A 19,943-nucleotide genomic window follows, 5' to 3' on the forward strand; every position below is an offset into this window, starting at 1 on the left:
ATAAGGAATTCAACAGATGCCCAAGCCATTGGTACGTTCGGCGTTGTTTGTACCCGGTAGCCGACCGGAGCGATTTTCAAAAGCCTTGGCCAGCGGTGCCGACGCGGTGATTGTGGATTTCGAGGATGCGGTGGAAGAGCCGCTCAAGCGCCAGGCGCGGGAAAACCTTGGCGCGTTTTTGACCGCCAACCCCGCCGCCCAGGTGTGGGTGCGGATCAACGCGCCGGAACATGCCGAGCATTTTGAGGATGTGGCGTTCTGCAAGGCTCACTCCAATGTGGCGGGCGTGCTGTTGCCGAAGGTCGAAAGCGCAGCCCAGGTCGCCGTGGTGGCGGCCGCCGGCAAAGTCATCTGGCCGATCATCGAGAGCGCGCGGGGCTTGCTGGCGGTGGCCGAGATCGCCCATGCAACGCAGGTAGAACGCCTGTCGTTCGGCGGGTTGGACCTGGCGCTGGACTTGAACCTGAGCAGCCATTCCCCGGCCGCCCAGTTCGCCCTGGACCAAGCGCGCCTGGCGTTGATCGTGCATTCCCGCGCAGCTGGCCTGGTTGCACCGCTGGATGGCGTGCACCCGGCCATCGATGACCCTGAAGGCCTGCGTCGCTCGATCCGGCATGCCTATGAGATGGGCTTTGCCGGGGCGTTGTGTATCCACCCCAAGCAGGTGGCCGTGATTCACCAGGCCCTGGCGCCAAGCGCCGAAGACCTGGCCTGGGCCCAGCGAGTAGTGGAGGCCGGCGCCCATGGGGCAGGGGCGTATCAGATCGATGGGCAGATGGTGGATGCACCGGTGTTGCTGCGCGCGCAACGGCTGTTGGCGGCTCAGGTCTAGCGTTCGTCCAGGCCGAACGCAGGTATCAAAAAATCGAAATTCACTACACGCGTGACATCAGGCACCTTGCCCTACAACACAACAATAAGAAGGTGATTTCCCATGCTCAAGCTTTCCCGGGCGCTGCTGTGCGCCGCCACCTTGTTTGCCGCGGGCCTGGCCCAGGCGGCAGACCCGATTGTCATCAAGTTCGCCCACGTGGTCGCCGAAAACACCCCCAAGGGCCAAGGCGCGCTGCTGTTCAAGAAACTCGCCGAAGAACGCCTGCCCGGTAAGGTCAAGGTCGAGGTGTACCCGAACTCGTCGCTGTTCGGCGACGGCAAGGAAATGGAAGCGCTGCTGCTGGGCGACGTGCAGATGCTCGCGCCGTCCCTGGCCAAGTTCGAGCAGTACACCAAGCAAGTGCAGATCTACGACCTGCCGTTCCTGTTCAACGACCTGGCCGCTGTCGACCGTTTCCAGGCCGCCCAGGGCAAGGAACTGCTGACGTCCATGCAGGACAAGAACATCCTCGGCTTGGCCTATTGGCACAACGGCCTCAAGCAACTCTCGTCGAACAAGGCGCTGCATGAGCCCAAGGACGCTCGTGGCCTGAAATTCCGTGTGCAGGCGTCAAGCGTGCTGGAAGAGCAGTTCAAGGCGATCCGCGCCAACCCGCGCAAGATGAGTTTTGCCGAGGTGTATCAAGGCCTGCAGACCGGCACCGTGAATGGCACCGAGAACACCTGGTCGAACTATGAAAGCCAGAAGGTCAACGAGGTGCAGAAATACTTCACCGAGTCCAACCATGGCCTGATCGACTACATGGTGATCACCAACGCCAAGTTCTGGAACGGCCTGCCACCGGATGTCCGCAGCACGCTGGAGCAGATCATGGTCGAGGTCACCGTCGAGGTGAACAAGCAGGCCGAAGCGCTGAACCAGTCAGCCAAGCAGAAGATCGTCGATTCCAAGACCAGCGAAATCATCGAACTGACTCCGGAGCAACGCCAGCTGTGGCGCGAAGCCATGCGCCCGGTGTGGCAGAAGTTCGAGGGTGAGATCGGGGCTGACCTGATCAAGGCGGCGGACGCGTCCAACCAGTAAGCGCGGGTGGTACCGAGCGCCAATGTGGGAGCGGACTTGCTCGCGAAAGCGGTGGGTCAGTCACCAGGGTTATCAACTGACAGACTGCATTCGCGAGCAAGTCCGCTCCCACATTTCGAGCCGGTTCCATCCTGAGCCTTGCATAACCCATCTCATTTTCGCGAGGTTTTGCCATGCAAACGCTAAGGCGCGTCTGGGAGCACCTGGAGGAAGGTTTTATCGCCTTCCTGCTGGCCGCCATGACCCTGGTGACATTCGTCTACGTCATGCTCAACAACATCTACACGCTGTTCTTTGCCCTGGCTGACAAGTGGGCGTTGAGCAGCAACTTCTTCAATGCCCTGGGCGATCACACCATGACCTGGGCCCAGGACATGACCTGGAGCGTGGCGCTGACCAAGGCCATGTTCGGCTGGCTGATCTTCTTCGGTATTTCCTACGGCGTGCGCACTGCCGGCCACCTTGGCGTGGACGCACTGGTGAAGTTGACCAGGCGCCCGGTGCAACGCGTGCTCGGCATGCTCGCCTGCCTGTGCTGCCTGGCCTACGCCGGGCTGTTCATGGTCGCCAGCTACAAGTGGGTGAGCGCCGTGATGGGCGCGCATATCGGCGCCGAAGACCTCGATCAATACGGCATCGATGTGGGCGATATCGTGATCATCGTGCCTATCGGGTTTGCCATGGTGTTCATCCGCTACCTGGAAATTTTCTACCGCATCTTTACCCACCGTCAGGTCGGGTTGGGGCTGGCCGACGAGGCTGGTGAGGCCAGCAAGTTGGCCGGCAGCCATGAGGAGCGTCACTGATGGCCGTGCTCTGTCTATTCCTGTTGTTGTTCGTGTTCATGTTCCTCGGCGTGCCGATTGCGATTTCCCTGGGACTGTCCGGCGCGGTGTCGATCCTGATGTTCAGCCAGGACTCGGTGAGCTCCCTGGCGATCAAGCTGTTCGAGACCTCCGACGCCTATACCTTCCTGGCGATTCCGTTCTTCCTGCTCTCCGGTGCGTTCATGACCACCGGCGGCGTGGCGCAACGCCTGATCGACTTTGCCAACGCCTGTGTCGGCCACATCCGTGGCGGCCTGGCGATTGCGGCGGTGCTGGCGTGCATGCTGTTTGCGGCGCTGTCGGGATCGTCCCCGGCAACGGTGGCGGCGGTGGGCTCGATTGCCGTGGCGGGCATGGTGCGTTCCGGTTATCCGAAGGAGTTCGGCGCCGGGATCATCTGTAACGCGGGCACCTTGGGCATCCTGATTCCGCCGTCGATCGTGATGGTGGTGTACTCGGCGGCCACCGAAACCTCGGTCGGCAAGCTGTTCATGGCCGGCGTGATTCCAGGGTTGCTGCTGGGCCTGATGCTGATGATCGCGATCTACATCGTCGCACGCATCAAGAAGCTACCGGCCCAGCCGCGAGCGACCTTTCGCGAATGGTTGACCTGTGCACGCCGCGCCTTCTGGGGGCTGTTGCTGCTGGTGATCATCCTCGGCGGCATCTACAGCGGTATGTTCACCCCGACCGAAGCGGCGGCGGTGGCGGCGGTGTACTCGGCGTTTGTCGCACTGTTCATCTACAAGGACATGAAGCTGCGCGACTGCCCCAAGGTGCTGCTGGAGTCCGGGCGCCTGGCGATCATGCTGATGTTCATCATCGCCAACGCCATGCTGTTTGCCCATGTGCTCACCACCGAACAGATTCCCCAGGAAATCACCGCGTGGGTGATCTCCGAAGGGCTGACGCCGATTGGTTTCCTGATCATGGTCAACGTCGTGCTGCTGGTGGCGGGCAGCTTCATGGAACCATCGGCCATCGTGCTGATCCTGGCGCCGATCTTCTTCCCGATTGCCATGAAGCTGGGCATTGACCCGATTCACCTGGGTATCGTGATGGTGGTGAACATGGAGATCGGCCTGGTGCATCCGCCGGTGGGGTTGAACCTGTTCGTGACCTCGGCGGTGACCGGGTTGAGCCTGGGGCAGACCATTCGTGCGGCGTTGCCGTGGCTGATGATCTTGTTGGTGTTCCTGGTCATGGTCACGTACATGCCGTTTATCTCCCTTGCTCTGCCGCACTGGCTTGGTATGTAGATCCCAATCACCCTGCAATACCTGTGGGAGCCGGGCTCGCCCGCGATAGCGGTGTGTCAGTTGCCAAATTCATCGGCTGACACTCCCTCATCGCGGGCAAGCCCGGCTCCCACATTTGATCCGCGCCTGTGCTTAGTGGTCCAGCGCACTCAAGATCGCATGGGCCACTTTCACCCGTTCCCCGTTCGGGTAGTTTTTGTTGGCCAGGATCACTACCCCCATTTCCTTGCTCGGCACATACGCCACGTACGCACCGAATCCATTGGTCGAGCCGGTTTTGTTCACCAGTGTGTTGGCGTGCGGCGCCTGCGCTGGGGTCAGCCAGTTGACCGGATGCGGCTCCATCGCCATTTTTGTCGAGTTGCCCTCCACCAGAGCGTCCAGCTTGATCGGATAAGGGTACATCTCCCAGCCCAGCCCCTGGGTCATGGCCTCGACAGTGTAGTAGCCGGTGTGTGTGGTGGTGATGGCTTGTTGCAGCACTGGGTCCAGTGTTGCCGGACGCATATTGACCTCTACGTAATGCAACAGGTCCGAAGCGCTGGTCTTGATGCCATAGGCCTCGCTGTCCATCGCGCCGGGACCGACTCGCACGGGTTTTCCGTCCTTGCCATAGCCCTGGGCGTACAGATTCATCTGGCTCTTGGGAACAGTGACGAAGGTGTGCTTGAGCCCCAGTTTCGGCAGCAGGGTTTTCTCCATCAGTTGACCAAACGGCTGCTTCAGGCTCTGCGCCGCCAGGTAGCCGAACAGGCCCAGGCTCGGGTTGGAATACAGGCGCTGGGTGCCGGGGGCGAAGTCGGGTTTCCACTGCTGGAAGTAGCTGATCATGTGCTGGGTGTTGTCCGCCTCGCGGGGGAATTGCAGCGGCAGGCCACCGGCGGTGTAGGTACCCAGGTTGAGTAGGCTGATGTGGTCGAACTTGCCGCCGCGCAACGCAGGCAGGTACTGGCTGGCCGGGTCGGTGAGGGTCAGTTTGCCGCTCGCCACGGCATAGCCGGCGAGGGTGGCGGTGAAGGTCTTGCTGACCGAGCCAATTTCAAACAGCGTGTTTTCACTGACGGGCTGTTTAGCGTCTTTACTGGCAACGCCGTAGTTAAAGTATTGCGCCTTGCCGTCCTTGATGACACCGACAACCAGACCTGGAATAGACTGTTGCTGCATCAGTGGCTTGACGCTGGCGTCCACCACGGCGCGTAGATCGTCGGCGGCGAGGCAGTGGCCGGTGGCGAGAAATAACGCCAGGGCGCCCACGTTACGCACTCTGGATAGGGAGAATTGAGGCATGATATCGCTTCCATGAGAGTGATCGATTGAATGAAGAGCCTGCGCGGGCGTGGCCAATGTAGGCAGTTCGCGGGCGTCGGGCAAACGATGATATCTCGCACCTGCCATTAGATTAATTGGGGTCAAGCATGCTGCGCTCCCATCTTCCCCTCAATGCCCTGCGTGCCTTTGAAGCCTCGGCCCGGCATTTGAGTTTTACCCGCGCCGCCATCGAGTTATGCGTGACCCAGGCGGCGGTCAGCCATCAAGTTAAAGGCCTGGAAACGCAGTTGAACGTGACCTTGTTCAAGCGCCTGCCCCGTGGCCTGATGCTCACCAGCGAAGGCGAAACCCTGTTGCCGGTGGTGCGCGACTCGTTTGACCGCATTGCCCAGACCTTGAGCCAATTCGAAGGCGGGCATTACCGCGAAGTGCTCACAGTGGGCGCGGTCGGCACCTTTGCCGTGGGCTGGTTGCTGCCACGGCTGCCCGAGTTCCAGGCGCGTTACCCGTTTATCGACCTGCGCCTGTCCACCCACAACAACCGCGTCGACGTGGCGGCTGAAGGCCTGGATTACGCGATCCGCTTCGGCGCGGGTGCCTGGCACGGTACCGACGCTTGTGAGCTACTGGCAGCGCCTCTCACCGTACTCTGCGTGCCGCCATTGGCCGAGCAACTGCACGCACCGCAAGACTTGCTCAAACACACCTTGCTGCGCTCCTATCGCACCGATGAATGGAACCTGTGGTTCCAGGCCGCCGGTTTGCCCGCCGATACCCTGGTACCGCGCAGCATCGTGTTCGATTCTTCGTTGGCGATGATGGAAGCCGCCTTGCAAGGCATCGGCGTGGCACTGGCGCCGGCAATGATGTTTTCGCGGCAACTGGAGAGCGACGTGATCCGCCAGCCGTTCGACGTCGGTATCAGCACTGGCAGCTATTGGTTGACGCGTTTGCAGTCGCGGGCTGAAACGCCAGCGATGCTGGCGTTTAAACGGTGGATGTGTGAAAGCGTAAACGCCTAAACCAGATACTTGTTGAACCAACCGAGCGTTCTTTCCCACGCCAGGTTCGCTGCCGCCTCGTCATAGCGTGGCGTCGAGTCATTATGGAAGCCGTGGTTGGCGCCCTTGTAGATATACGCCTCATAGGTAGTGCCGGCTGCCTTCAGCGCCTGCTCATACGCCGGCCAACCCTCGTTGATCCGCGTATCCAGCTCACCGAAATGCAGCATGATCGGCGCCTTGATCCGTGGCACGTCCTTGGCTTCCGGCTGGCGCCCATAAAACGACACCGCCGCTCCCAGTTCCGGGTAGGCCACCGCTGCCGCGTTGGTCACGCCGCCGCCATAACAGAAGCCGGTAATCCCGACCTTGCCGGTGGTGCTGTCGTGGTGCATCAGCCATTCGATGGCGGCGAAGAAGTCGTTCATCAGCTTGGTCGGGTCGACGGTCTGTTGTAGGGCCACGCCTTTTTCATCGTTGCCGGGGTAACCGCCCACCGAGGTCAGGCCATCCGGGGCCAGGGCGATGAAGCCGGCCTTGGCCAGGCGCCGGGCGACGTCTTCGATGTAGGGGTTGAGGCCGCGGTTTTCGTGGACCACCACCACCGCTGGCAGCTTGCCCGTGGCTTTGGCTGGGCGCACCAGATAGCCGCGCACCGTGCCGTTGCCTTTGGGCGAAGGGTAGGTGATGTAGTCGGCGACGATGTCCGGGTCGGTGAATTTCACTTGTTCGGCCAGCGCGTAGTTGGGGCTCAGCGCAGCCAGCAGGGCCGACGCGGTGAGGCCGCCAAAGGTGAACAGCGCAGCGCGGTCGAGAAATTCGCGGCGGTTGATCTTGCCGTGGGCATAGCCGTCGTAGAGTTCCAGCAGTTCGGGGGCAAAGTCTTTCGCGGTCAGACGAGTCATCGGTGCATCCTCGATTAGCGGTGGCGGTCAATGTAGCCCAGGATCAGCCCTCGCGACCATGGGCGGCGGCGGCCAATTGGCCGGTGTCGACACGCACGAAGATCGAATCGCCGATGGCGGTCAGTACGTCACCGGCGTACACCTCGCAGATCACGCGGGTCTTGCGTCCCACGTCACCGTCGACCCGTGCGCGCAGGGTGAGGGTGATGCCCATGGGCGTCGGCTTGATGAATTTGATGCCCAGGTTGCCGGTGACACAGTCGATGCGCGGCGGGCTGCCGGGTTCGCGGGCTTCGGCGCGGTAGTGGTAGGCCATGGCGGTCCAGTTGGAGTGACAGTCCACCAGCATGGCGATCAGGCCGCCGTAGACCAGGTCGGGCCAGCCGCTGTAATGGGCCTCGGGCAGGTGTTCGGCGACCAGGTGGATACCGTCCGCGTCCCAGCGGCTCTTGATGTGCAGGCCGTGGGGGTTGCTGCCGCCGCAGCCGTAGCAGATGCCTTCCGGCGCGGTGAGGTCCTGGAGTGAGGGGGCGTGCATGCAGCGTCCTTATTATGGAGGGGCGACTACTCTGTTTAGCAGGACAAACGCCGGAATGGAATAAATCCCTGGTATGGCGTGTTAGCTGAGTACCTTGTGTCCTTTCCTTTGCGGAGCGTTGCATGAAACGTCTTATGTCCCCGGTCGCTGTACTGGCCTTGATCCTTGCTTATGGTTCCAGCGCCCAGGCGGTGGAGTACAAGGACGTCAACCGCACCGCCAGCCAGATCAGCTTCACCTACAAGCAATTGGGGCAGCGGGTGTACGGTACGTTCAGCGAGTTTGAAGGCACCTTGACCTTCGACACGCAAAAGCCGGAGACCGGGCATGCCTTGCTCAAGATCCAGCTGGCCAGTATCGACGCCGGTAGCCCGGACGCCAACGACGAGCTGCAACGCGCGTCCTGGTTTGATACCGCGACGTTTCCGGTGGGTGTGTACGAGTCCACCGGCGTCAAAGCCTTGGGCGACAATCGCTACACGATCAGCGGCAACCTGACCATCAAGGGCACCACGCGCCCGGTGGACGTGGACGTGGTGCTCAAGGAGCAGAGCGGCATTGGTGTGTTCGACGGTGAGTTCGTCCTCAAGCGTGGCGACTTCAAGATCGGCGAGGGTGAGTGGGCCGGCAACAGCGTGGTGTCCAACGACATCAACATCAAGTTCAAGATGGTCGCGCCGCAGCGTTAACGGGCGAACTTCTTTGCGCCCGCCACGCAGCCGATCACCGCGACCGTCACCAGCACCATGCCCAGACTGACCTGCTCATGCAGCAGGCCCGCCGCCAGTGCCAGTCCAAAGAACGGTTGCAGCAACTGCAACTGGCCGACGGCGGCAATGCCACCCTGGGCCAGGCCGCGATACCAGAACACAAAGCCGATCAGCATGCTGAACAGTGACACATAACCCAGGCTCAACCAGGCGGGCAGGCTGATGCCGCTGAAGCTCGACGGCGCGAGCATCAGGCTCAGCGGCGCCACCACCGGTATCGACACCACCAGCGCCCAGCAGATCACCTGCCAACCGCCCAGGCTGCGCGACAGCTTGGCGCCTTCGGCATAACCCAGGCCGCACACCAGCACTGCCAGCAGCATCAGCAGATCGCCGGCGGGTGCGGCGCTCAAGCCTTGGGCGACGGCATAACCCATCACCAACACACTGCCCAGGATCGAGAACAGCCAGAACACCGGACGCGGACGCTCGCCGCCGCGCAACACGCCAAAGATGGCGGTGGCGAGGGGCAGTAGGCCAATGAATACGATGGAGTGAGCGGAGGTCACGTATTGCAACGCCAGAGCGGTGAGCAAGGGAAAGCCGATCACCACGCCGAGGGCGACGATTGCCAGCGGCCCGCACTGATTGCGCGCGGGGCGTTTTTCCTTGAACAGCCACAGCAGCATTACTCCGAGAAAGGCGGCGATCGCGGCACGGACCATGGTGAGAAACACGGGGTCGAATTCCATCACCGCCAATCGTGTGGCGGGCAATGAGCCGCTGAAAATCACCACGCCGATAAAACCGTTGATCCAGCCCTGGGTGCTGGTGTCCAGGGTGTTGAGGGGGGATGTACGTTCCATGAGGGAGTGCCCGAAGCAGGAGGGGTTGCGTTCTGGCCATCCTAGGGGCGAGCATTAGGACAATCAAAAAATTGTCATGGATACATCCCAATGCCGCGCGCCCGCTACAAGTCCCTGGTCGATACCTTTGCCGCAGCCATCCGCAGTGGGGATATGCCGCCTGGCACACGGCTACCGACGCACCGGCAACTGGCCGCCGACCACGGCTTGGCACTGGTCACTGCCAGCCGCGTATACACCGAGCTTGAAGCGATGGGCCTGGTCAGTGGCGAAACCGGGCGTGGCACCTTCGTGCGCGAGATCGCGTTGCCGCCAGGGCAGGGCAGTGGGCAGATGACGGTGACGGCGGGCATGCTCGACCTCAATTTCAACTACCCCTCGTTGCCGGGCCAGGCAGACCTGTTGCGCACGGCGTTGCGTCAATTGGCGCTGTCCGGCGACCTTGAAGCGCTGCTGCGTTACCAGCCCCATGCCGGGCGGCTGCATGAGCGCGCGGCGTTTGCGCGGCATTTGCTCAGTCGCGGGCTCAGCGTGGACGCCGAGCAGGTGCTGCTGGTCAGCGGCGCCCAGCATGGCCTGGCGGTGACGATGATGGCGTTGCTCAAACCCGGCGATGTGATTGCGGTGGATGCGTTGACCTATTCGGGGTTCAAGGTGCTGGCCGAGACCCTGCACCTGGAAATTGTCGCGATCCCGGTGACGCCGACCGGCCCGGACCTGGAGGCCTTGCAAAACCTGTGTCGCAAACGCCCGGTGCGCGCCGTATACAGCATGCCGACCTTGCACAATCCCCTCGGTTGGGTAATGGATCTGGCCCAGCGCGAGCAGTTGGTCGCTATCGCCCGTCAGCACAATCTGATGATCATTGAAGACGCGGCCTACGCGTTTCTGGCTGAAGACGCACCGCCACCTGTGGCGACGCTGGCGCCAGAACGCACGGTGTATGTGGGTGGGCTGTCGAAAAGTGTCGCGACCGGCCTGCGCGTGGGGTTTATCGCGGCGCCGATGGAGTGGGTGAAGACGCTGGAGCGCACCATCATGGCCACCACCTGGAATGTACCCGGCGTGATGAGCGCCATGGCGGCGGCATGGCTGGAGGATGGCACCGTGGCGCAGCTTGAGGCGCAAAAGCGCGAGGATGCCCAGGCTCGCCAGGCTTTGGCCGCTCAGGTATTCAAAGGGCTGACCACCATCAGCCATCCCTCGTCGTATTTTCTATGGCTGCCGTTGGCAGAAGACTCCCGGGCCGATCAGGTCGCCATGACCTTGCAGTGCGACAATATTTCCGTGTCCACCGCCGAGCCGTTCGCCGTCTCAGCGCATGTCCCACATGCGTTGCGGTTGGCCTTGGGGTCGGTGCCGATCTCGGCACTGCGCGAAGCGTTGCTCAAGGTACGCAAAGTGGTGGCGTGGTGAGCCGGTTTCAGCGGCTCACCGCTGGGCATCAGTACTTGTAGGCCTGACGCCCGATCAGCAGCCATTTGCCTTTTTGCTTCTGCCAGACCTGAAAGTTGTCGATGTCGGTAGGCACTTCAACACCACTGTTCACCGCCAGGGCATGGAAGTGGTTGCGCACCAGCGCAGTGTCACCTTGCAGGGTGATGGTCTGGTTCTGCATTTCCAGGGTCTTGAAGGCACTGGTATGGGTTTCCAGGTCAGCGATGAATTGGTCTTTGTTCTGCACCTTGCCGCTGGAGTGACCGTAGGTGAGCTTGTCGGCCGTCAACGCGTGAAGTTGCTTGAGGTCCAGGTGCAGCATGGCTTGGGTCAGTTGGTCGACCGCTTGGGCCACGTCCTTTTCGGCAGGGGCAGGCGCGGCTGCGACGTAACCGGTGAACAGGCACAGAAAACCGATCAGCACTTTGACGTTTTGCATGGGTGTTTCCTTATTGTTGTTGGGGGCTGGCACGACAGCTTAAGTCGTCGTACAACCATGCAATATTTCGGGTGAGGAAGGAAAGTGAAATTTCGAAATATCTTGAAAAGATTAGACTTGATGGCGTTATAAATCACCGGTCGACTTATACGATGTCTCAACACGCTGGTCGAATCATGCCTCGCTTCCTGTGCCAGTAGCACATCGCTATGCTACTGCCGAAACCTGACACTGCCCGAGAGACAAAATGGATTTTGACTGGCACAGCGACACCCTCACCCGCGCAACTCCGGTAACCCTGCACTACAAAAACACTCAAAACGTACGCCGCTTCATGCGTGAACACTGCGGCCCAGGGTTCAAATTCGACAGGCCGTTCATGGCCTGGATCCGCAACGATGTGCCCAAGACCCTGGGCGATGTGGTGCAAGAGTGGCAACGCCGAAACGATGCCGTTGGCAAAGTCGACGGCGGCGCAGATCGGTGATTACCCAAGGCATGGCGGTACTGATCAACTACAGCACTTACCTGGCACCGGGCCTGGCCTTGTTTGGCCTGTGGTTCGCACTCACGCCGCGGTCGCTGACGGCGCTGCGTATCCTGATTCTGCTGGCGGCGTTCGTGTTGATGCGCGATGTGATGACGCCCTTGGGCCTGTGGTCGCTGGGCAGCGAGGTGCAGCTAGGCTTCACGGCGAATACCTTTGTACTGGCAGTGTTGGGCGGTTTGTCGGTGCTGTTGGTTACGGCGCTTGTGCGGACGGCGCCTGACTTGGCGTCGCTGATCGTCTGGTCAAAGGGGCCGCGCGCTGCCGGCCTGATGATCGGGCTCGCGGTCGGCTGCTTGATCGGTGTGTCGCTGCGGTTGTACCAGGGGATCGAAGCGTCAGCGCTCCCTGGTTATTGGGTATGGCTGCCGGGCATGGTGGTGTTGGCTTATGGCGCCAATGCGTTGGAAGAGGTGCTGTTTCGCGGGTGCTTGCAGGGCTATCTGGAGCAGCATGTCACGCCGTTGCGCGCGGCACTGGGCAGTGGCGTAGCCTTCGCGGCCTGCCATGGGTTCCTGGCCTTGAGCGTGACTCAGTTGGGCTGGCCAGTATTGCTGTTCACCTTGATCGAAGGGTTGGCGTGCGCGCTGGTGCGCATGCGCTATGGCGTATTGGCGGCGACATTGACCCATGGCACGGCAATCCTGTTGATTGCCGTGCCCATGCACTGAGTTAAAGCGCCGGCGTGCGTGGCGGAACCAGGCGCTTGCTGCCGGTGGCCTCGTACGCCGACGCAAACCGCAGCAACGCCGAATCGTCATACGCCCGCCCGGCAAAGGTCAGGCCCACCGGCATGCCGATATCGGCCATCACGCCCATTGGCACGGTGACGGTCGGCACGCCCAGATGACGGATGGCGAGGTTGCCGTTGGCGACCCACACGCCGTTGCTCCAGGCGATATCGGCAGAGGCTTCGTTTACATCGGCATCCGCCGGGCCTACGTCAGCCACGGTCGGGAACAACACCGCGTCGAGTCCGAGCGTGTCCATCCAGTCTTCCAGGTCGATACGGCGGGTCTGTTCCAGACCGCGCAGGCCGTCGGGGACCGTGCTGATCTCGTTCCACGGCGTGATGCCGCGTTCGGCCATGCGCACGTATTCGTCCATGCCGGCGGCCAAATCGTCCTCACGGTTGGGCAGGGTGCCGGGGTCGTGGGGGAAAATCTTCGGCCCGTCCACATCCGCCAGGCGGTTGAGGGCAGGGTCGTTGTTGGCACGCAGGAAATCATCGAAGGCCCAGGCCGACAGTTCCCACAGTTCATCGTGGAGGAACGCCTTGGAGACCAATCCACGGGTGAACACGGTGGGGGCGCCAGGGCGGTCGCCTTCGCAGTTGGACACTAGCGGGAAGTCCACATCGATCACTTCGGCACCGGCCGCAACCAGCGCCTGGCGTGCATCGTTCCACAGGTCGATCACGCTGGCGCGGGTGTTGATCTTCTGCCCGGTGGGGCCGCCGATGCCAGGTTTCTCGCTGGTGCCGGCGTCGGGGTCGGCGTTGATGTACATGCGTGGCACGCCAAAGCGTTTGCCGACGAGGGATTCGGAACTCACGGCCAGTTCAGCGTAGGACGCCGGGCGCACCGAGGCGACGCTCGGGATCGGCACCCACGGCTGCAAACGCCACAGATCGCCACGGGTGTCCGGGTCTTCGGCCACCACCACATCGAGCACTTCCAGCAGGTCGGCCATGGTGCGGGCATAAGGCACCACCACGTCCATGGTCGGTGTGAGCGGCCAGTTGCCGCGCACCGAAATCACGCCACGGGACGGGGTGTAGGCGCACAAGCCATTGTTGGACGCAGGGCCGCGTCCGCTGGACCAGGTTTCTTCGGCCACGCCAAACGCGGCAAAACTGGCGGCCGTCGCGGTGCCGGCGCCGTTGGACGAACCGGAGGCAAACGGCGCGGTCAGGTAGTCGGCGTTATACGGGCTTTCCGCCCGGCCATACACACCACGCTGCATGCCGCCATTGGCCATCGGCGGCATGTTGGTCTTGCCCAGGCAGATGGCACCGCCGCCGCGCAGGCGCTCGATGGTGAACGCGTCACGCTGGGCGACCAAGTGGGCAAACGCCGGGCTGCCGGAGGCGGCGGTCAGGCCCTTGACCAAATAGCTGTCTTTGGCAGTGTAAGGAATGCCATCCAATGGCCCCAGGGTTTCGCCTTTGGCCCGGCGCGCATCGGACGCCTCGGCTTCTTTCAGGGCGTCGGGGTTGCGCACCACCACGGCGTTCAAGGCGGTGGCGGTCTGCGGGCCGTCGTAGGCGTCGATCCGCGCCAGGTAGGCGTTGACCAGTTCAACGGCCGTGGTCTGGCCGGATTCAAGCGCAGCGCGCAATTGGGCAATGGAGACTTCGGTAACTTGCATCACGTTTTTTTCGCCGCCTTCAAGTGGGGGTATGGCGGCAGTCTACGGACAGATATTTCACAAAACCAGCGCGGCATACTCCGCATAGGCGCCGCGCATCACCTGCCAGGTGGCCTCGTCCGCAGGAATCAGATGTTCGATCCGCAGGGAGGTGAGGGTGATGTCCTGGGGCATGCCAAACGTGGTGAAGGTGGACAAAAAGCTCAGTTCACCCTGGCGTGAGCGCACGCGGGTCAACACCAGCGGTGGCATGTGCGCAGGCAGTTCGGTGTTGGCGGGAGTTGGCAGGGTTGCCAGCAGCGCGGCCAGTTCGGGATTGCCCAGCGCTTCACGGGTAGCGCGCTGCCAGGCCTGGGTGCGGATCTCCTCGGCATTGATCAGGTGATCGCCCAGGCCGCCCGGCTTCAGCAGCGTCGTCAGTAAGTTCACGCCCTCAGCGGCATCCGCGCGGATGCCCACTAATTCAAACAACACGCCGGTACTGGCATTCGCCGCGAGCACTTCCCACTGGCTGCCCAACAGGATGGCAGGGGCCGGATTGTTGGCGTGCAGCACATGGCTGACGGCTTCGCGGATTGCCGCCATGGCGGGCGAGGCGAGCGGGGTGGCGGCGTAACGCGGCGCATAGCCGGCGGCGAGGAAAACGCGGTTGCACTGCTCCAGCGGTGCCTCCAGTGCCGTCAACAGACTATGCAATGTGGCGGTGCCTGGCTTGGCCCGCCCGGTCTCGATGCAACTGAGGTGGCGCTGGGAAATGCCGGTGATCAGGGCCAGGTCGAGCTGGCTCAGCTTGGCCTGACGGCGCAATTGGCGCAGTTGTTCGCCGGCGGTAGCAGGGTTGTCCATGGCGGAATCATGACCTCCGAGGTCATTGCGAGGGGCCGAACCTTATCACTAACGTGGGCTTCCATCACTCAAGGAAGAGACCATGAACAGTCGCTTTATCGCCCTGGCCGGTTTGCTGGGATTCTCGCTCTACACCCTGGCGACGATGCTGACAGCCGAGCAGTCGCTGTTGGCCTTTGGCCGCGAATTGATGTCGCGGCCGGACACCGCGCAGGTGGTGATCGACCTGTATCTGATGGCGTTGCTGGCGTGTGTATGGATGTACCGGGATGCGCGGCGACGCGGGCGCTCGGTGGTTTCGCTGCTGCCGTATTTTGTGCTGACGGCGGTGTTTGTGTCGGTGGGGCCGTTGCTCTATCTGGTGGTAAATGGGGGGCGCGATGAGTGATCTTTTGCAGGTTTACGCGCTGTGTGTGCTGGTGCTGTGCCTGAAGATGTTTGCAATTTCCGCTTATCAGGGCTTTTTTCGCCTGAGGCTCAAGGCCTTTACCAACCCCGAGGATGCACGATTCTTCGACCGCGCCACCCATGTCGAGGAACTGCCTCAGGTCACGAGAGCGGCCAAGGCGTGGACGAATGACCTGGAAAACATCCCGCTGTTTTTCGTGTTGGGTGGGTTGTGTGTGGCGTTGGAGACTTCCCTGGTTACCACCCCCTGGCTGTTCGGCAGCTTCACCGTGGCGCGGGTGGTGCATACGGTAGCGTATTTGATGGGATGGCAACCCTGGCGCACGCTCGCTTATGGGGTGGGTGTGGTCTGCCTATTTGGTATGGGCACTGTAGGAGCGAGCTTGCTCGCGAAAAACGTCAACGATAACGCGGGTTGCCTGAATGCACGCGTTGATCTTGCGTTCTTCGCGAGCAAGCTCGCTCCTACAGGGAGGTGTGTTGAGGTTCAAGGATTGAGGAAGGCCTGGTAGTTCTCCTTGGTGATCTGCTGATAAGGAATTGTCAGTTCAGCCGTGTACGGTTCCTTCTTTACCATCTTCACCGCCAGGTCAATCGAACCCACCGCCTGGCCTTTATTGTCCTGGTACACCGTCACCAGCAACTGGCCTTTCTTGACCGCGTCCAACCCCGCTGGGCCGCCATCGCTGCCGGCCACCAGGATGTCCTTGCCCGGCTGCATCCCTGCCTGGCTGATCGCCATGGCTGCGCCGATTGCCATTTCATCGGCATTCGCCGCCACCGCGTCGATTTTGCGCCCGGACACGATCCAGTTGTTCATCAAGTCGATTGCCTTGTTGCGTTGCCACTCGGCAGTCTGCTCCTCGACGATCTTGATGTCGGGATACTCCTTGAGCAACGTCTTCACCCCCAGCGTGCGGTTGTGCGTGGCGTTGTTGGACAGCAGCCCGAGCATGATCGCCAGGTTGCCCTTGCCGCCCATTTTCTCGGCCAGGTAGCGCATCTGGATTTCACCGGCCTTGACCTCATCCGAGCCCACGTAGCCCACGCCCGCTGGCAACTGCTGGGCATCCGGACGGCGGTTGACGTAGACCAGCGGGGTCTTGGCCTGCTGGGCATTGGCGGTCATTTTTTGCGTGGCCGCCGTGTCCACCGGGTTGACGATAATCGCGTCCATGCCCTGGGCCGTGAAGTTCTGCACCTGGTTGAGCTGGCGCACCACATCGCCCTGGGCGTCTTCAAATTGCAGGGTCACGCCGGGCAGTGCCTTGGCGTGGGCGGCCATGTAGTCACGCATTTGCGCGAGGAAGACATCGTCGACCTGGGCGATGCTCACGCCGATACGGATATCGGCCAGCGCCCAGGGGCTGATTGCCAGGGTAAAGAGTGCCGCAAGGAGTTGCTTCTTCATGGGGGTGCTCCGTTCTTCTTGTTGTTGTTAAAACAGAGGGTTCACGCTTGGCGCTTGGCTCGCATCTGCGCGACGGCAGCGGCAAAGTCCGAGAGCGGCCAGCGTTCGTCGAGGGCTTGCTGCATCAGCTGCTGCCCGGTTTGCGGGGCCAGGCCCTTTAAAGGTGGGTCGGTGTCCAGGTTAGTGGGGAAGGAATAGCCGTCGGCGGTGCAGGCAATCACGGCGTGCACGGCCTGGGCATCCAACGCGGTGTTATCGAGCAGGGCCGGGTACACCGCAAGCATCATGCGATCGCGATCGAGGGCTTCCATGGGCTTGCCGAATGCCGAGGAGATTTGCAGCAGGTTGGCCATGCGCTGGCGGTCCGGCGTGCGGTTCGTGCCAGCGGCATGGAACAGCGCCGGGTTGAAGAACAACAGGTCGCCCTTGTTCAGCGGCAGTTGCACGGCGTGCTGCTGGAAGTAGTCGATGAACTCTGGGCGCCGCCATGCCAGATAACCCAGGGTGTATTGCTGGGAAAACGGCAGCAACTGCGTCGGGCCGGTTTCCAGCGGCATGTCCGAGTGCGCTACCGCGCCCTGTAGTGTCAGGTATTGGGACAGCAGGTGAAGGGGCAGGGGGAAGCGCTCCACCACGTCATTGGTCTGGAACCCTAAGTGGTAATCACGGTGCGGCTGCTGCGCCTGGCCGCCGGGGTGCACCACGTTGACCTGGGCGGTCACCTGATAGCTCGGGCCCAGCCACGCCTCGGCGATCAACCCCAGCAGCGGGTTGGCGTAGTACTCGACAAAGGAGGCGGGCGACTGCAGCGCGGCTTTCTGCAACGAATTCCAGATGCGCCCATTGCTGCCAGCCTTGGCGAAGTGATCGGCGGCCACCCCTTGCGCGGCCTCGTTGGCGAAAATCGCTTCGAACACCTGGCTGTGACGGTCCACCACCTCCAGGTCTTCATAAGCGCTGCGCACCACCATCACCCCAGGCCCCTCACGGAACAGGCGGTGCAGTTCGTTCATCGCCGTCAAACGGTCAGTGTTGCGCAGGGTGCGGGCCTGATAGATCGGCACATTGTTCAGCACTTCAGAGCACAGCGGGTAATCCCCGATATCGACCTGTTGCGCGCAAAGCTCGCTGAAATCCGCCAGGCGCACGGCCTGTTCAGTCACGAACGCCGACATCACACACCTCCCAGCGCCTGGTTGGGTTGCGGGCTGCCGCCGTCGGTGCAACCGACCACGCCTTGTTCCAGATCGATCACTGAGCCGGTCATCATCCCCGACTCGCTGGACAGCAGGAACGCCACGCTGCGCGCCACCTCTTCAGGCTTGAGCAGGCGCCCAAACGGTTGCGCGCGTTCGGCCTTCTCCAGCCAGCCATCCTGGGCGCCGTGGTACTGGCGCTGGATGTCATCCTCATGGGGCGTGTCCATCCAGCCGATATTCAGGCCATTCACGCGGATACGGTTACGTAGCGCGCTGAACGCCACGTTCTTGGTGAGGATCGCCAGCGCGCCTTTGGACGCCGCATACGCGCTGAGGAAGGATTGGCCGCCATGCCCGGTGACGCTCTGGATATTCACCACCGCGCCTTCCACACCGTTGCTGATCATCAGCTTCAGCGCTTCCTGCATCAGGAAGAACGGGGCCCGCACATTCACCGCCATCAGTCGATCAAACAGCTCCGGCGAGGTATCCAGAATGGTGCCGCGGTCCGACATCCCGGCGCAGTTCACCAGCCCATGCAAGGTGCCGAAGTGGGTGCGTGCCGCGTCGATGATCGCGCGGCAATCCTCGACGTTTTCCAGGTCGGCCTCGACAAAAAACGCCTGGCAATCCAGCTGTGCCAGCAGCCGTACCTGCTCTTCGCCTTGGGCGCGACGCCGTCCGCAGATGATCAACCCGGCGGCGCCGCGCTCGGCCAGGGTGCGTGCCACTGCGGCGCCGAGGCCCTGGGTGCTGCCGGTGACGACAAAATATTGGCCGCTGAACGATGTGGCGAGATCGGTGTTAGGCATGCAGTCCTCCAGGATTTTTTGTTGTTGTTCATCGCCTGGCTCGACGCCAGGCAAAACTGAGACTAGCATTGCGAAACCTCAGTAACGCCCAAAAAAGACCTCAAAAACACCTCAGGCGAAACCCCATGCTCGAACGCGCCAAGCACTTCTCCATCAAGCAGCTCGCCACCCAGGCCGGGGTGAGCAAAGCCACGGTCGACCGCGTGTTGCACCAGCGCGGCAGCGTGCACGCCCAGACCCGGCGGCGTATCGAGCAGGCGCTGGATGAGTTGGAATCCCAGGAGAAAAACGGCCTGGCGGTGGGGCGTACCTTTCATGTCGACGTGATCATGCACACGCCCAAGCGCTTCAGCGCAGCGGTGCAGGCGGCGATCACCGCGCAACTGGGCAGCCTGGCGCCGTTCCGGATCGCTCCGCGTTTTCACCTGTTCGAAGAGATCGAGCCCCAGGCCATGCACGACCAATTGCTGCGCTGCCTGGACACCGGCAGCCAGGGCGTGGTGCTCAAGGCAGCGGATGAGCCGGCGGTGAACCTGGCGGTCAAGCAACTGATCGCGGCGGGCATTCCGGTGGTGACACTGGTCACGGACTTGCCGCAAAGCGAGCGCATCGGCTATGTGGGCATGGACAATCGCACCGCCGGCCAGACCGCCGCCTACCTGATGTCACGCTGGCTGCCGGCGCAGCCCCAGGACGTGGCGGTGGTGATCGGCAGCGAATTGTTCCGTGGCGAGGAAGAACGCGAGATGGGCTTTCGCGCCTGGCTGCGCGGGCGTGCCGCGCACTTGCGGGTGCTGGATGTCAGCGGCGGCTACGGCGTTTACGACCGCACCTTCGAGCGGGTGACCCAGGCGCTGCTACAGCATCCCGAATTGAAGGCGGTGTACAGCGTCGGCGGCGGCAACCGCGCGATTGTCGATGCTTTTGCCGCCCAGGATCGGCCGCTGGAGGTCTTTATTGGCCACGACCTCGACGAAGAAAACCGCCAACTGCTGCGCGAAGAGAAAGTCGCGGCGATCATCGATCACAACCTGCAGATCGATGCGCGGCACCTGTTCCTGCACATCTTGCAGTACCACCGGCTATGGAAGGCCGGGCCGATTGCGCCCTCCCAGGTGCAGATCGTCACACCGTTCAACCTGCCGGATTAAGTACTCCCTCAATAACAACATCAGGAGTTC

General features: G+C 62.1%; 21 protein-coding genes and 1 pseudogene. 12 read left to right on the forward strand and 10 right to left on the reverse strand.

What is annotated here, in order from left to right:
* Positions 1-16: 16 nt before the first annotated feature.
* From HX793_RS29540 to dctM, 4 genes are all read left to right on the forward strand, one after another.
* Positions 17-832, forward strand: coding sequence for an HpcH/HpaI aldolase/citrate lyase family protein (locus tag HX793_RS29540; RefSeq protein ID WP_177096171.1), 816 nt, complete (start codon positions 17-19; stop codon positions 830-832).
* 102 nt (positions 833-934) lie between these two features.
* On the forward strand, positions 935-1,918 hold the full coding sequence (dctP, locus tag HX793_RS29545; RefSeq protein WP_038841860.1) for a C4-dicarboxylate TRAP substrate-binding protein DctP: 984 nt from the start codon (positions 935-937) through the stop codon (positions 1,916-1,918).
* 173 nt (positions 1,919-2,091) lie between these two features.
* On the forward strand, positions 2,092-2,724 hold the full coding sequence (locus HX793_RS29550; RefSeq protein ID WP_177049982.1) for a TRAP transporter small permease: 633 nt from the start codon (positions 2,092-2,094) through the stop codon (positions 2,722-2,724).
* Entirely contained in the window at positions 2,724-4,004 is a 1,281-nt protein-coding gene (gene dctM / locus HX793_RS29555) for a C4-dicarboxylate TRAP transporter large permease protein DctM (RefSeq protein ID WP_177096169.1), read from the forward strand. The genes HX793_RS29550 and dctM overlap by 1 nt, the downstream gene beginning before the upstream one ends.
* A 132-nt stretch (positions 4,005-4,136) precedes the next feature.
* On the opposite strand, the gene ampC is transcribed toward dctM, so the two are convergent.
* Entirely contained in the window at positions 4,137-5,291 is a 1,155-nt protein-coding gene (ampC, locus tag HX793_RS29560) for a class C beta-lactamase (protein WP_177096167.1), read from the reverse strand.
* Positions 5,292-5,419: 128 nt separating this feature from the next.
* Between ampC and HX793_RS29565 the strand changes: the two genes are divergently transcribed.
* Positions 5,420-6,295, forward strand: coding sequence for a LysR family transcriptional regulator (locus HX793_RS29565; RefSeq protein ID WP_177049976.1), 876 nt, complete (start codon positions 5,420-5,422; stop codon positions 6,293-6,295).
* Here HX793_RS29565 and yghX read toward each other — a convergent pair.
* The gene (yghX, locus tag HX793_RS29570) at positions 6,292-7,179 is read right to left on the reverse strand and encodes a YghX family hydrolase (protein WP_177049974.1); all 888 of its coding nucleotides are present in this window, start codon (positions 7,177-7,179) and stop codon (positions 6,292-6,294) included. The genes HX793_RS29565 and yghX overlap by 4 nt on opposite strands.
* A gap of 43 nt (positions 7,180-7,222) precedes the next feature.
* A complete protein-coding gene (locus HX793_RS29575; protein ID WP_177049972.1) occupies positions 7,223-7,717 on the reverse strand; it encodes a PaaI family thioesterase in 495 nt (164 codons plus the stop codon).
* A 134-nt stretch (positions 7,718-7,851) separates the two neighbouring features.
* Here HX793_RS29575 and HX793_RS29580 point away from each other — a divergent pair, with 134 nt between their 5' ends.
* Complete coding sequence (locus HX793_RS29580; RefSeq protein WP_016979459.1) at positions 7,852-8,406, forward strand: YceI family protein; 555 nt, start codon at positions 7,852-7,854, stop codon at positions 8,404-8,406.
* Here the strand turns inward: HX793_RS29580 and HX793_RS29585 are convergent.
* Positions 8,403-9,293 (reverse strand): DMT family transporter, encoded by an 891-nt coding sequence (locus HX793_RS29585; RefSeq protein WP_177049970.1) that lies wholly within the window; start codon positions 9,291-9,293, stop codon positions 8,403-8,405. The genes HX793_RS29580 and HX793_RS29585 overlap by 4 nt on opposite strands.
* Before the next feature lie 90 nt (positions 9,294-9,383).
* Here HX793_RS29585 and HX793_RS29590 point away from each other — a divergent pair, with 90 nt between their 5' ends.
* Positions 9,384-10,709: an aminotransferase-like domain-containing protein gene (locus tag HX793_RS29590; RefSeq protein WP_016979457.1), complete on the forward strand. Its 1,326-nt coding sequence runs from the start codon at positions 9,384-9,386 to the stop codon at positions 10,707-10,709.
* A 28-nt stretch (positions 10,710-10,737) separates the two neighbouring features.
* Here the strand turns inward: HX793_RS29590 and HX793_RS29595 are convergent, their stop codons facing one another.
* Positions 10,738-11,169 (reverse strand): nuclear transport factor 2 family protein, encoded by a 432-nt coding sequence (locus tag HX793_RS29595; protein WP_016979456.1) that lies wholly within the window; start codon positions 11,167-11,169, stop codon positions 10,738-10,740.
* A gap of 247 nt (positions 11,170-11,416) precedes the next feature.
* Here HX793_RS29595 and HX793_RS29600 point away from each other — a divergent pair, with 247 nt between their 5' ends.
* Together HX793_RS29600 and HX793_RS29605 are read left to right on the forward strand one after the other, a co-directional pair.
* Entirely contained in the window at positions 11,417-11,656 is a 240-nt protein-coding gene (locus HX793_RS29600; protein WP_177049968.1) for a DUF6434 domain-containing protein, read from the forward strand.
* Positions 11,657-11,667: 11 nt separating this feature from the next.
* Positions 11,668-12,387, forward strand: a complete 720-nt coding sequence (locus HX793_RS29605; RefSeq protein WP_218178721.1) for a CPBP family intramembrane glutamic endopeptidase — start codon at positions 11,668-11,670, stop codon at positions 12,385-12,387.
* A 1-nt stretch (position 12,388) separates the two neighbouring features.
* Here HX793_RS29605 and HX793_RS29610 read toward each other — a convergent pair whose 3' ends face one another.
* Positions 12,389-14,089: an amidase gene (locus tag HX793_RS29610; protein ID WP_177049964.1), complete on the reverse strand. Its 1,701-nt coding sequence runs from the start codon at positions 14,087-14,089 to the stop codon at positions 12,389-12,391.
* Between the two features lie 54 nt (positions 14,090-14,143).
* On the reverse strand, positions 14,144-14,932 hold the full coding sequence (locus tag HX793_RS29615) for a helix-turn-helix domain-containing protein (protein WP_177060416.1): 789 nt from the start codon (positions 14,930-14,932) through the stop codon (positions 14,144-14,146).
* Between the two features lie 82 nt (positions 14,933-15,014).
* On the opposite strand from HX793_RS29615, the gene HX793_RS29620 reads away from it, so the two are divergent.
* A complete protein-coding gene (locus tag HX793_RS29620) occupies positions 15,015-15,320 on the forward strand; it encodes a DUF2834 domain-containing protein (protein WP_177049960.1) in 306 nt (101 codons plus the stop codon).
* A pseudogene (locus HX793_RS29625) lies at positions 15,313-15,702 on the forward strand (MAPEG family protein); the annotation flags it as partial. The gene HX793_RS29620 and the pseudogene HX793_RS29625, both read left to right, overlap by 8 nt.
* A gap of 125 nt (positions 15,703-15,827) precedes the next feature.
* On the opposite strand, the gene HX793_RS29630 reads toward HX793_RS29625, so the two are convergent.
* Genes HX793_RS29630 through HX793_RS29640 form a run of 3 tightly spaced genes read right to left on the reverse strand, consistent with a single transcriptional unit; the run spans position 15,828 to position 18,762 of the window.
* Complete coding sequence (locus tag HX793_RS29630; protein ID WP_177096161.1) at positions 15,828-16,751, reverse strand: sugar ABC transporter substrate-binding protein; 924 nt, start codon at positions 16,749-16,751, stop codon at positions 15,828-15,830.
* A gap of 41 nt (positions 16,752-16,792) precedes the next feature.
* Positions 16,793-17,926, reverse strand: coding sequence for a phytanoyl-CoA dioxygenase family protein (locus HX793_RS29635; RefSeq protein ID WP_177096159.1), 1,134 nt, complete (start codon positions 17,924-17,926; stop codon positions 16,793-16,795).
* Positions 17,926-18,762: an SDR family oxidoreductase gene (locus HX793_RS29640; RefSeq protein WP_177096156.1), complete on the reverse strand. Its 837-nt coding sequence runs from the start codon at positions 18,760-18,762 to the stop codon at positions 17,926-17,928. Before HX793_RS29640 ends, HX793_RS29635 begins: the two co-directional genes overlap by 1 nt.
* A 125-nt stretch (positions 18,763-18,887) precedes the next feature.
* On the opposite strand from HX793_RS29640, the gene HX793_RS29645 reads away from it, so the two are divergent.
* The gene (locus HX793_RS29645; RefSeq protein ID WP_177096155.1) at positions 18,888-19,913 is read left to right on the forward strand and encodes a LacI family DNA-binding transcriptional regulator; all 1,026 of its coding nucleotides are present in this window, start codon (positions 18,888-18,890) and stop codon (positions 19,911-19,913) included.
* Positions 19,914-19,943: the final 30 nt, after the last annotated feature.

Source organism: Pseudomonas reactans, assembly GCF_013387025.1.
In the GTDB taxonomy this organism is placed as follows: Bacteria; Pseudomonadota; Gammaproteobacteria; order Pseudomonadales; family Pseudomonadaceae; genus Aquipseudomonas; species Aquipseudomonas reactans.